This window comes from Ruminococcus sp. RTP21484sp1_RTP21277st1_D2_RTP21277_210401, from assembly GCF_040924225.1.
GTDB classification, from domain to species: Bacteria; Bacillota; Clostridia; order Lachnospirales; family Lachnospiraceae; genus Blautia_A; species Blautia_A faecis.
This window is the reverse complement of record NZ_JBCOMJ010000030.1, coordinates 39,266-50,607: the sequence shown is the minus strand read 5'-3', so window position 1 is coordinate 50,607 and position 11,342 is coordinate 39,266. Positions and strand designations below refer to the sequence as shown.

The following is an 11,342-nucleotide window of genomic DNA, read 5'->3' as shown; positions in this document are numbered from 1 at the left end:
ACTGGGTATTTTTATGCCCTTTTTTGGGTGTTGATAGGAGGAAAATCACATGAAAATAATTAACTTAGGCATTCTGGCTCACGTTGACGCAGGAAAGACAACATTAACGGAAAGTTTATTGTATACCAGTGGTGCAATTGCAGAACTAGGGAGCGTAGATGAAGGCACAACAAGGACAGATACAATGAATTTGGAGCGTCAAAGGGGAATCACTATCCAGACAGCAGTGACATCTTTTCAGTGGGAGGATGTAAAAGTCAACATTATAGATACGCCAGGCCATATGGATTTTTTGGCGGAAGTATACCGTTCTTTATCCGTATTAGACGGAGCAGTATTATTAGTTTCTGCAAAGGATGGCATACAGGCACAGACCCGTATACTGTTTCATGCACTACAGATAATGAAGATTCCGACAATTTTTTTCATCAATAAAATTGACCAAGAGGGGATTGATTTGCCAATGGTATATCGGGAAATGAAAGCAAAGCTTTCTTCGGAAATTATAGTGAAGCAAAAGGTTGGGCAGCATCCCCATATAAATGTAACGGACAATGACGATATGGAACAGTGGGATGCGGTAATTATGGGAAACGATGAACTATTAGAGAAATATATGTCAGGGAAACCGTTTAAAATGTCAGAACTGGAACAGGAAGAAAACAGGAGATTCCAAAACGGAACGTTATTTCCCGTTTATCACGGAAGCGCTAAAAACAATCTGGGGATTCGGCAGCTTATAGAAGTAATTGCCAGTAAATTTTATTCATCAACGCCTGAAGGTCAATCTGAACTATGCGGGCAGGTTTTTAAGATTGAATATTCAGAGAAAAGGCGGCGTTTTGTTTATGTGCGTATATATAGCGGAACATTGCATTTGAGGGATGTTATTAGAATATCTGAAAAAGAGAAAATAAAAATCACAGAGATGTGTGTTCCGACAAACGGTGAATTATATTCATCCGATACAGCCTGCTCTGGTGATATTGTAATTTTACCAAATGATGTTTTGCAGCTAAACAGTATTTTGGGGAACGAAATACTGTTGCCGCAGAGAAAATTTATTGAAAATCCTCTCCCTATGCTCCAAACAACGATTGCAGTAAAGAAATCTGAACAGCGGGAAATATTGCTTGGGGCACTTACAGAAATTTCAGATGGCGACCCTCTTTTAAAATATTATGTGGATACTACAACGCATGAGATTATACTTTCTTTTTTGGGGAATGTGCAGATGGAAGTCATTTGTGCCATCCTTGAGGAAAAATATCATGTGGAGGCAGAAATAAAAGAGCCTACTGTTATATATATGGAAAGACCGCTTAGAAAAGCAGAATATACCATCCACATAGAAGTCCCGCCAAATCCTTTCTGGGCTTCTGTCGGGTTGTCCATAGAGCCGCTCCCTATTGGAAGCGGAGTGCAGTATGAAAGCAGAGTTTCACTTGGATATTTAAATCAATCGTTCCAAAATGCGGTTATGGAGGGGGTTCTTTATGGCTGCGAGCAGGGGCTGTATGGATGGAAAGTGACAGACTGTAAAATCTGTTTTGAATATGGATTGTATTATAGTCCTGTAAGTACCCCCGCAGACTTTCGGCTGCTTTCCCCTATCGTATTGGAGCAGGCTTTAAAAAAAGCAGGGACAGAACTATTAGAGCCATATCTCCACTTTGAAATTTATGCACCGCAGGAATATCTCTCACGGGCGTATCATGATGCTCCAAGGTATTGTGCAGATATTGTAAGTACTCAGATAAAGAATGACGAGGTCATTCTGAAAGGAGAAATCCCTGCTAGATGTATTCAAGAATACAGGAACGATTTAACTTATTTCACAAATGGGCAGGGAGTCTGCTTGACAGAGTTAAAAGGATACCAGCCAGCTATTGGTAAATTTATTTGCCAACCCCGCCGCCCGAATAGCCGTATAGATAAGGTTCGGCATATGTTCCACAAGTTAGCTTAACAGCTTGCAAAAGTCATATAAAATGAGATTTGAAAGGATTAGAGACTAATTATGATGAAATGCGAATGGATATTGTGTCCTGTTTGTGGGAGCAAAACCCGTAATAAAATTAGGAAGGACACTGTTTTGGAGAATTATCCCCTTTATTGTCCAAAATGCAGACAAGAAAGATTGATTAAAGTTGACAACTTGAAGATAACTGTCATCAAAGAGCCAGACGCTTAAGACGCAGAGCCGATGAAATTGTGGAACAATTCACGAATCATCGGCTCTTTTTGTTTCGTATTTGAAAGAACAAACTCACCAAATAAAAAAAACGATATTCGGGTGGGTTATTTTGTTATACCCTAAATTACCCTCTGAATTTGTTTTTAAATTTGGAGGGATTTTTTTATGTCCTTTTTTCGGGCAGTTATCTATCTGCTCATACGAAGCAAAATTTATCAATACATAGCATATCAGAGAACGGCAGGAAACCAGTTAAAAAAATTTCTGCCAGTGCAACGGTACTTCTCACCTTGAAAGTAGAAGTACAATCTCCATACAATAGAATTACTATTTCCTATAACCGTAAAGGTCACAGAGCCTTTGCGGTTTTTCTTTTGTCGATTTTTGTTGGAAAGTGCCGTAGGGCTGTTTCTGATATGCGGTGTCGTTCTCCGCCTCTCCATCTGGATTTTTTACATTTCAAAAATTCAGATGGGAGGTATTTATGGTGAAATATGCACCAAGAAAGGTATATATCAGAGAAAGTGGCGGCTATGTGGAATTATCCTACACGGAGTTCTGCCGTTGCAGGGAATCCGACCAGACCTATATGGACAAGCTGTTTATCCCCATTCAAGGCTGTCTGCTTGAAGTCGTGAGGGAGCAATACACAGACTTCTACCGTGACAAGGAACGGTGGCGTTATCTGCAAAAATTAGATACAAAGAATAGACTGCTATCTCTCGACGGATTTACGGACAGCGAGGGGAATCCTCTGGACTTTATCACTGATGAAGCGGTGGACATTGCAGAAACCGTTGTCAATGCGGTCATGGTGGACAGGCTGAAAGCCGCCCTGCCTTTGCTGTCGGATAGTGAACAGGAGCTGATACAGGCAATCTTTTTTGACGGACTTTCCGAGCGTGAAGTCGGGGCGAGGTTGGGCATAACCCAGAGCGTTGTAAACAAACGCAAAGCCAGAATCCTAATAAAACTAAGAAAGATAATAGAAAATTAAAATTTAAGGCGTTCAGCCCCCTTGTTTTTTCCTTTGGGAAGATGAGGGGGCTTTTCTCTGCCCTCTCAATCAATTCTGATTGGAGGAAGTAAGAATGGCATACAACCACGGACGGGAGGACAGGAAATGGCGTATCTGGAAAGAAGCGGAGGAAAAGCTGCTGCGTGAGTGCGGCGTTGATGAAGCGACCATTGAGCAGATACGCATGGCGGACAGGGCAGACTTCAATTCCAACAGGCGGTTTTACCGATGGACGAATGACGTTGCGGAATATCTTGAGGACATGGCAGGCAGGGAGCGGCAGGCGGAAGTGGGTACGGTTGCGGAGTTACTGGAAGAGATTGAGAGCGAAAATCTCTATCAAGTATTAGTCACGGTGGACGGGCGTACCTTGAAAATCGTCCTGCTGAAAATGCAGGGGTATTCCACAAAGGAGATTGCCCCGCTTGTGCATTTGACGACTGGTGCCATCTATGCGAGGTTAGACCATCTGCGGAAGAAGCTGCGGAAAATTTTATAGCTTCTAAAACAGCCTGCCATCCTGCGGGCTACTGGGTGAGGGATGGAAATCCCCTCACTCATTTTTTGCAGGAGGACAACAGGATGGCATACAGGGTTAAGGCATACACGCTTCGGGAGGAATCCACGGAAAGCGGCACAAGGTATTTTATCAGCTTTAAGGACGGGCAGGGCAAATCCCACGAGTTGGAAGTGTCGGAACAGTTCTTTATGGAGTTTCGGCAGATGGAGCGCAGGAACAGGAATCTTTTCTAATGGGACGAGCGGCACAGGGAGTTTAACGAGGTATGGGACGAAACCCTTTACAGACGGGCGTTGCGTGTGCCTAAGAGCCTTGATGAACGCATGGTTGAGGAAGAACGGAATGAAACGCTCTATAAGGCGGTTGGGAGCCTTCCAGAGATACAAAGGCGGCGTTTCCTGCTCTACTACGAGTATGAGTTCAATTTTTACCAAATCGCCGCTATGGAGCATTGCACCGCTTCGGCAATACAGAAATCTGTTGCGATTGCAAAGGAGAAAGTAAAGGCGGAAATTGAAGAAATATCTCCAACCGTGACCGACACCGCCCGAAAAAGAAATCTGTTTTTTATTTGTGTGGGATTGGCGGCATTACATACTCTCACTTTTTTCCGTGGGAGTAAATCTATTTTTAAGGAGGTCAACGCCTATGTGCAACGAAAACAAAGACACCGCCCGAAAGGAGGAAAGCCATGCAGAAGTTACAGACAGTCAACGCCGAAACGCTCCTTTATGAACCGCTTGAGAAACCATCCTTTGTGGTGGACAGCCTTATCCCGACAGGCTTATCGCTGTTCTGCGGCTCACAGAAGATAGGCAAAAGCTGGCTCATGCTGAAGCTATGCTTATGCGTGTCGCAGGGAATCCCTTTATGGGATATGCCGACAATGGAGGGCGATGTGCTTTACCTCTGCCTTGAGGACACGTTCTGCCGCATACAGGACAGGTTATTTCGTTTGACGGACGAAGCAAGCGGGCGGCTCCACTTTGCCGTGGCAAGCTGCAAGCTGTCAGACGGTCTTATCGTGCAGCTTGAAGATTATCTGAAAGATTACCCAGACAGCAGGCTCATTGTCATTGATACCTTGCAGAAAGTCCGTACAGCTTCAAAAGACAATGCCTATGCAAGCGACTATGGGGACATCTCCCTCATCAAAGACTTTGCCGACAGGCACTCTCTGGCGGTCATTGTCGTACACCACATCCGAAAGCAGAATGACAGCGACGTGTTCAACAAGGTGTCTGGGACGACAGGATTAACGGGGAGTGCGGACGCTACCTTTGTTCTGGAAAAGGAGAAACGTGCGTCTGACACCGCCAAGCTGTATGTGACGGGCAGGGACACGCCTTATCAGGAATACACGCTGCGTTTCCGTGATTGCCGTTGGGAGCTTGTGGAGCGGAAAACGCAGGAGCAGCTTGCGAAAGAAACGATACCAGATGTCCTTTTTCGGTTGGTGGATTTTATGAGGGATAAGGAAGAATGGATAGGCACGGCAACGGAACTGTTAGCCGCTATGGGGGAAACGGAAACCATACCCACGGTGATTACGAAATGGCTGAATGAATACCGCACCACATTTTTAAGCGAGAACCGTATCTGCTACCAGTACAGCCGCAGGAAAGACGGCAGGCGGATTGCCCTTGCAAGGAGGGCGGGTGACAGCGGTGATGGTGGTGACAGCGATATTAGGATACCCCCCTGTTACTGTCATTGACGCTTAAAGCCATGTAAAGCTGGCGGCTCTGCCCTGCGGGTGACAGCAGTGACGGTGGTGACAGTGATTTTAGGATACCCTGCCGCTGTCATCCCTACGGGAGAACACCCCGTAAACGCAAAATGCAGGCGTGAGATTTACTCGCCCTTTTCGGTCGTGTAAAACCACCCCTGCGGTCAGAAAAATCATTCCGATTTTTCCGACTGCGTTTACAGGGTGTAACACACTACACTTTGCCCTGCAAAGTCGTGTGCCAGACGTTCCCTCTGGACTCCCTTAAGGCAGGGCTGTGCCCTGCTATCCTACGCCTTACGGCTTCGGATAAAAGAATGGCGGCATGACGGTGACGGCTCTTGCGAGGGGGGTATCCCAAAAACACCGTCATCATCGACATGACCGTCATGCAGGGGGTGAGGGTGACAGTTGCGGCAGTCGGCAGGGGGTATCCCAAAACTGCTGTCACCACCGTCACCGCTGTCACCCCAAAGGACGGTCACCCGCCGAAAGAAAGGAGGAATCCGCCTATGCCTTATGCAATCCTGCGTTTCCAGAAACGAAAAGCGGGCGGCGTTGCGGCTTGTGAACGCCACAACGAGCGGAAGAAAGAAGCCTACAAAAGCAACCCAGATATAGATATGGAACGCTCTAAAAACAATTACCATCTCATAGCACCACCAAAGTACACCTACAAGAAAGAGATTAACCGCATGGTAGCCGAAGCGGGGTGCAGGACAAGGAAAGACAGCGTGATGATGGTGGAAACGCTCATCACAGCTTCACCAGAATTTATGAACCAGTTACCGCCCGAAGAACAAAAAGCGTATTTCCAGACGGCTCTTGACTTCATTTCGGAGCGTGTTGGAAAGCAGAATATCCTCTCCGCTGTCGTCCATATGGACGAGAGAACGCCCCATATGCACCTCTGCTTTGTGCCGATTACGCCAGACAATAAGCTGTCAGCGAAAGCTATCTTAGGCAACCAGAAATCATTATCCGAGTGGCAGACCGCCTACCATGAGCGGATGTCCTCACGGTGGAATCAGCTTGAACGGGGGCAGTCCTCAATGGAAACCAAGCGGAAACACGTCCCCACATGGCTCTATAAATTAGGCGGCAGGCTTGATAAACAGTATGAAGAAATCGTGTCTGCCCTATCCGACATCAACGCCTTTAACGCAGGGAAGAAAAGGGATAAAGCGTTAGATTTACTCTCTGCATGGCTGCCAGACGTGGAGAAATTCTCTAAGGAAATCGGGAAACAGCAGGCGTATATCGACAGTTTGAAAGAGAGAATTGGGCAGGAATCAGACTATGCGGGGCGTATGCGTGATGAAAAGTACGAGCAGGAACTAAAGGTGCAGAAAGCGAATCAGAAGATATTTGAATTGCAGAGAACCAACGAGCAGATGGGGCGGCTGCTGTCAAAAATACCGCCCGAAGTGTTGGAAGAATTGCAGAAAAATCATAGAAGCAGAGCGAAAGAAAGGTAGATATGTGAATGAAGAAACAGGATTTTAAGGTGTTAAAGACCAAAGACTTGTACCCGTTCCCCGACAATCCGTTTCATGTGGCAGAAGATGAAACACTGTCAGAGTTAGCGGAAAGCATCAAGGAATTTGGCATTGTCACGCCGATAATCACACGCCCGAAAGAGGACGGGGACGGTTATGAAGTGATTGCAGGACAGCGGCGTGTCCGTGCTTCTGAACTTGCAGGGATAAATACCGTGCCTGCGTTTGTCCTGCCCTTAGACCGTGACCGAGCCATCATCACCCTTGTAGACAGCAATTTGCAGCGTGAGAATATCCTGCCATCGGAGCGGGCGTTTGCTTACAAGATGAAATCCGAAGCCATGAAGCGGCAGGGTTTCCGCACAGACTTAACCTCGTCACAAGTTGTGACGAAGTTGCGGACGGACGACAAGGTGGCACAGGGCTTCGGCGTGGGCAGGATGACCGTGCAGCGTTTTATCCGCCTGACGGAACTGATACCGCCGATTTTGCAGATGGTGGACGAGGGGAAAATCGCCCTCACGCCTGCGGTGGAACTGTCCTTCTTGAAGAAAGACGAGCAGGAAAACCTCTTTGCCACGATGGAGAGCGAAGAAGCAACGCCCTCACTCTCACAGGCACAGCGGATGAAACAGTTAAGCCAGAGCGGGCGGCTTGACATGGATACGATATTTGCGATTATGACGGAGGAAAAGGGCAACCAGAAAGAAACCTTGAAAATCAACACAAGCAAGCTGAAAAAATACTTTCCGAAGAACACAACGCCGAAGCAGATGGAGGAAACCATCATCAAACTTTTGGAGCGTGAGTTGCAGAGGAAACGCAACCGTGACAGCCGCTAATCTTCTTTTTTCGGGAAGTAAATACAGAGAGTTGAGGTATGGAGAATGAGAGAAATCCAGTATGAAATCGTAAAGGAAATCGCAGTATTGTCTACGGGCGACAGTGGCTACACAAAGGAAATCAATCTCATTTCATGGAATGGGAAAGAGCCGAAGTATGACATCCGCAGCTTTTCCCCGAACCGTGAAAAGTGCGGCAAGGGAATCACGCTGAACGCTGATGAAGCGGCGGCACTCCTTAAAGCATTACAGAAAGAATTAAACAGCGAGGATTAATGGTATCTGATTGGCAGGGCGGGGACATTTCCAAACTCTTCCCTGCCCTGTCTGGAAAGGAAGATTTAAGTATGGGCGAGGATAAGAAAGCAGATAAAAAGAGAAAGCGTATCGTGCCAAAAGCACCAGTGCAGATGATAATCAGCCGTGAATATGTCGGCACACAGACCGTTACAGAAGCGTTTGTCCCGATTATCTCCGAGGATATTCGGAAGAAGATTGCCGAGGGCGACACCTTCGACAATGAGGGGCTGTCCGCTTAGAATGTACGCAATGGGACATGAAAACAGATAGGACAGATACGGAGGTTTTACAGTATGGCAGGAATCAAAGAAGAAAAGAAAATCTATTTAGTCGGCATTTATTGCCGCTTATCTAAAGACGATGGTACGGATAACGAGAGTGCGAGCATTGCGACACAGAAATCCATCCTCACGGATTATGTGAAAAAGCAGGGATGGCACATAGCAAAAACGTATGTGGACGATGGTTATTCTGGTACAAATTTCCAAAGACCAAGTTTCCAGAATATGATAAAAGACATTGAAAGCGGTCTGATAAACTGCGTGATTACGAAAGATTTATCCCGTCTGGGGAGAAACTATCTTGATTGTGGGTTATATCTGGAAGTTTTCTTCCCAGAGCATAACGTGAGGTATATAGCGGTCAATGACGGCGTAGATACCTTGAATAAATCTGCTATGGACATCACGCCTTTCCGCAACATTTTAAACGAAATGTATGCCGCTGACATATCTGTTAAGATAAAATCGGCATATCGGGCGAGGTTTCAACAGGGGAAATTCATGGGAACTACCGCCCCTTATGGCTATATCAAAGACCCTGCCGACCACAACCATCTGCTGATAGATGATAAAGTGGCACATGTTGTAAAAGAGATATTCGACCTTGCATTAAAAGGGAATGGAGTTGCCAAAATTTGCAGACATCTTAATAAACAGCATATCCTACGCCCTGCCGCTTATGCGGCGGAGCGTGGCGAAACAGGCTTTGAACGTCATTTTGAGGGGAACGAGGACAAACGCTATATTTGGAGTGGGAACAGCGTGAGGAGCATTTTAAGAAGCCCGATATATGCGGGAAATCTTGTAGGCTACAAACGGATTGCCGCCAATATGAAAAGCAAGAAACGCCCCTCTAAGCTGCCCGAAGAATGGGAAGTGATACCCAATACCCATGAGGGAATAGTCACGCAGGAGGAATTTGATATTGTCCAACAGCTTATTACAAGTCGTAGGCTTCCACAGAACAAGGGAGGATTTGTAAATATTTTTGCAGGCGTTATCAAGTGTGTGGACTGCGGATGTGCTCTGCGGGCAATGAACGTACACAGGAGGAAACGCCCAGAGATTATCGACTGTGTACAGTATTCATGTAATAATTATGCAAGAAACGGAAGAAGCGAGTGTAGTGCCCACAATATAGAAGCAAGGGATTTATTCAATGCCGTTCTTGCCGACATCAACTGTTTTGCGGATATGGCAGTGAATGATGAAAAGGCGGTCAGGGCCATAGAAAAGCGGCTCACGGAAACAGACCAGAGCAGGGCGAAAGCATTAGAGAAAGAACGTAAGAAGCTGAACAAACGCCTTGCGGAACTGGACAGGCTGTTTTCCTCTCTCTACGAGGATAAGGTCATGGAGCGTATTACCGAGCGGAATTTTGAGATGATGTCGGGGAAATACCAGAAAGAGCAGCTTGAAATTGAAGCAAGGCTGAAAGAGGTGACGGAAACTCTTAATGAAAGCTACGAGAAATCACGGGGAATCCGTGACTTCCTCGCCCTTATCCGAAATTATCAAGGCTTAAAAGAACTGGATGCAACAGTTATAAACGCACTCATAGACAAGATACTTGTTTCGGAGCGTGAGAAGATGGCAGACGGAACAGTGAAGCAGGAAATCAAGATTTACTATAAATTCATCGGCTTTGTCGATGAATTACATATCATACCTACAAAACGGTGGGCAGCAATGCCCGCTAAAAATTGTACGGTGTGCGGCGTTGAATATGTCCCGGGCTCTGGTGCATCAAGGTATTGTCCTGCTTGTGCCAAGAAGATACGGAGGGAGAAATCAAACGAGAGCAAACGCAGGAGCAGAGAACAGAAAAGGATAGCATGTATGAACTGTCCGCAAAAAATGACCGACTGATCTGGAACAGCAGGAGGGACGTATCCTTCGTCAGGGTAACCAGAATGAGAAGGTAAAGATATTCCGTTATGTTACGGAAAATACATTTGATGCTTATATGTGGCAGATTTTGGAGAACAAGCAGAAATTTATCAGCCAGATCATGACAAGCAAATCCCCTGTGCGTGCCTGTGAGGATGTGGATGATGCGGCGCTTTCTTATGCGGAAATTAAGGCACTTGCAACAGGAAATCCGTATATCCGTGAAAAAATGGATTTGGATATTCAGGTCAGTAAATTAAAACTGATGAAAGCGAACCATACCAGCCAGAAATACCGTCTGGAGACAGACATTGCTAAAAATTATCCGGTACAGATTGCCGCACAAAAAGAGCAGATTGCAGGGCTTCGGGCGGACAGGGAGGCAGTAAAGCCGATTCTGGAAGAGAAGGAAAAAGACAATTTTTCAATGATGATTGGAGGAAAGACGTACACAGACAGGAAGGAGGCAGGAACCGCAATCCTTGCTGCCTGTGCCGGGTTAAAAGCAGTAAAAAGCAATGGGCAGATTGGGGAATTTCATGGCTTTTCCTTAAATGCATCTTATGACAGCTTTTACCAGACCTATAAACTGACAATAAAACGGCAGTGCAGTTATCAGATTGAGATTGGAAAGGATGTTCTGGGCAACCTGCAGCGTATTAGTAATGCCCTGACCGGGATAGAAAAACGTCTGACAGAAGCAGAACAGAAAATGGAGAATCTGTTAAGTCAGCTTGCCACAGCACAGGAGGAGGTGGAAAAGCCATTTCCGAAAGAGGCGGAACTGACAGAAAAAATGGAACGTCTGGCAGAATTAAATTCCCTGCTGAACATGGATGAAAAAGGAACATCCGAAGCACTTGGCATGGGGGAAGATATAGCGGCGGTGGCAGATAGTCCGAGATGTGCAGTCACGATGGCAGGGAGGGTATCAGAGCTTTCCCATACCGCAGACAGTGTACAGAAACCGTCAGTGCTTGGAAAGCTGAAGCAGGCACAAGAACGGCTTTCCCATGAGGCGAAGAATTGGAAACATACCGCAAAGAAAAAAGAACAACAGTTATAA

11 protein-coding genes and 1 pseudogene are annotated in these 11,342 nt (G+C 46.1%); all 12 read left to right on the top strand.

What is annotated here, in order from left to right; all coding sequences use genetic code 11:
- The first annotated feature begins 49 nt into the window (after positions 1-49).
- Positions 50-1,969, top strand: coding sequence for a tetracycline resistance ribosomal protection protein Tet(O) (gene tet(O), locus AB5706_RS17720; RefSeq protein WP_000691758.1), 1,920 nt, complete (start codon positions 50-52; stop codon positions 1,967-1,969).
- Positions 1,970-2,020: 51 nt separating this feature from the next.
- Positions 2,021-2,210: pseudogene (locus tag AB5706_RS17715) on the top strand (cysteine-rich KTR domain-containing protein).
- Positions 2,211-2,681: 471 nt separating this feature from the next.
- Positions 2,682-3,194: a sigma-70 family RNA polymerase sigma factor gene (locus AB5706_RS17710; protein ID WP_000241709.1), complete on the top strand. Its 513-nt coding sequence runs from the start codon at positions 2,682-2,684 to the stop codon at positions 3,192-3,194.
- Positions 3,195-3,288: 94 nt separating this feature from the next.
- Positions 3,289-3,714, top strand: coding sequence for an RNA polymerase sigma factor (locus tag AB5706_RS17705; protein ID WP_000323895.1), 426 nt, complete (start codon positions 3,289-3,291; stop codon positions 3,712-3,714).
- Positions 3,715-3,797: 83 nt separating this feature from the next.
- Positions 3,798-3,968, top strand: a complete 171-nt coding sequence (locus tag AB5706_RS23220) for a hypothetical protein (protein WP_000331638.1) — start codon at positions 3,798-3,800, stop codon at positions 3,966-3,968.
- Between the two features lie 458 nt (positions 3,969-4,426).
- Positions 4,427-5,452: an AAA family ATPase gene (locus AB5706_RS17695; protein WP_001170964.1), complete on the top strand. Its 1,026-nt coding sequence runs from the start codon at positions 4,427-4,429 to the stop codon at positions 5,450-5,452.
- Positions 5,453-5,976: 524 nt separating this feature from the next.
- Complete coding sequence (gene mobV, locus AB5706_RS17690; protein ID WP_001820668.1) at positions 5,977-6,942, top strand: MobV family relaxase; 966 nt, start codon at positions 5,977-5,979, stop codon at positions 6,940-6,942.
- 8 nt (positions 6,943-6,950) lie between these two features.
- Positions 6,951-7,805, top strand: coding sequence for a ParB/RepB/Spo0J family partition protein (locus tag AB5706_RS17685; protein ID WP_000743700.1), 855 nt, complete (start codon positions 6,951-6,953; stop codon positions 7,803-7,805).
- Positions 7,806-7,850: 45 nt separating this feature from the next.
- Positions 7,851-8,081, top strand: coding sequence for a YdbC family protein (locus AB5706_RS17680; RefSeq protein WP_001206986.1), 231 nt, complete (start codon positions 7,851-7,853; stop codon positions 8,079-8,081).
- A gap of 71 nt (positions 8,082-8,152) precedes the next feature.
- Positions 8,153-8,344, top strand: coding sequence for a hypothetical protein (locus AB5706_RS17675; RefSeq protein ID WP_001820669.1), 192 nt, complete (start codon positions 8,153-8,155; stop codon positions 8,342-8,344).
- Positions 8,345-8,398: 54 nt separating this feature from the next.
- Positions 8,399-10,255: a recombinase family protein gene (locus AB5706_RS17670; protein WP_001820670.1), complete on the top strand. Its 1,857-nt coding sequence runs from the start codon at positions 8,399-8,401 to the stop codon at positions 10,253-10,255.
- 109 nt (positions 10,256-10,364) lie between these two features.
- On the top strand, positions 10,365-11,342 hold the full coding sequence (locus AB5706_RS17665; RefSeq protein ID WP_330382964.1) for a hypothetical protein: 978 nt from the start codon (positions 10,365-10,367) through the stop codon (positions 11,340-11,342).